This window comes from Kribbella deserti (genome assembly GCF_042434725.1).
In the GTDB taxonomy this organism is placed as follows: domain Bacteria; phylum Actinomycetota; class Actinomycetes; order Propionibacteriales; family Kribbellaceae; genus Kribbella; species Kribbella deserti.
In genome coordinates this window covers 1-1,379 of sequence record NZ_JBHLTC010000065.1, presented here as the reverse complement: position 1 = coordinate 1,379, position 1,379 = coordinate 1, and the positions used below count along the sequence as shown (strand labels likewise).

Genomic DNA, 1,379 nt, shown 5'->3' with positions numbered 1-1,379 from the left:
GGGCGTTGGGAAGCAACCGGGCAAAATCGAGGGAGACGCCGTTGGCCCAGGCAGTGGCGGCCTCAGTCATGAAGCGGTTCCAGGTGCCCTGATCACGGCGGAGCGTACCGAGGGTCAGGACGTCCACCCCAGCAGTGTCGGCAATTTCTTGGAGGGGCACGGTGAGTACCGGGTGAGGACTGCATTCGATGTACGTCTTGTGACCAGACTGGATGAGCTGGTCGACCGCATGATCGAACCGGACCGGTTGACGCAGGTTCTCAAACCAGTAGTCGGGCACGGCCTCGGCACCCTCCAGCCAGGTGCCGGTAACGCTGGACAGCATCGGAATACGGCCTTGCTGCGGCCTGATGTCCGCCAAGGCTTCTAGCAACCGGACACGGATCGCATCGACCTGCGGTGTATGGGAGGCATAGTCCACCGCAATGCGCTTCGCAGTCGCCCCGGCAAGAACCGCTCGGGCCTCCAACTGTTCCAAAGCCTCCGGCTCCCCTGCCACCACAGTAGAAACAGGACTGTTGACCACCGCCACCGACAGCCGCGAATCAGGCTCATCCTCCAGCCACTGGCGTACTTGATCGGCCGGAACCGACAACGAGGTCATGCCTCCCATCCCGGACAACTGGGAAGCGATCAGCTGAGATCTCACCGCCACGATCCGAGCCGCATCCTGCAACGAAAGAATCCCAGCAACGTACGCCGCGGCGATCTCTCCCTGGGAATGACCGACCACAGCATCAGGTGACGCCCCAGCACGCGACCACAACCCAGCCAAAGCCACCATGACAGCAAACGAAGCCGGCTGCACTACATCAACCCGCTCCAAACCACTCTCAGGACCAACCCCACGCAACACCTCCTCCAGCGACCAATCCACATACGGCGCCAAAGCCGCTTCGATCTCGCCGATCTGCTGCGCAAACTGAGGCAGGACCTGCAAAAGCTCCCGCCCCATACCCACCCACTGAGCCCCCTGCCCGGGAAACACCCAAACCACGCGGCCTTCATGGGCCACACCCGTGACCACCGATGGATGCGACACACCCGCTGCCACAGCCTCCAAAGCCACAACCAGCTCATCACGGTCATCGGCCAACACAACAGCCCGGACAGACAAAGCAGCCCGAGACAACACCAACGTTCTCGCCGCACCCGCCAAATCCACCCCGCCGGCCGCATACTTTGCAAGCTTGCTTGCCTGACCACGCAACGCATCCGGCCCATGCCCCGACACCACCCACGGCGCCATGCCCTCACCCAGCGCGGCCACGTCACCAAAAGACACACCATCCGCGCTCTGCGCCATATCCAGCCCCTCATCTTCGGGGGCTTGTTCCACAATCACATGCGCATTAGTGCCACTAATACCGAACGAGGAA

1 protein-coding gene is annotated in these 1,379 nt (G+C 62.3%); it reads right to left on the bottom strand.

The features are described from left to right. Window positions 1-1,379, bottom strand: a 1,379-nt coding sequence (locus ACFFGN_RS36025; RefSeq protein ID WP_380057760.1) for an acyltransferase domain-containing protein, incomplete at both ends; no start/stop codon positions are given.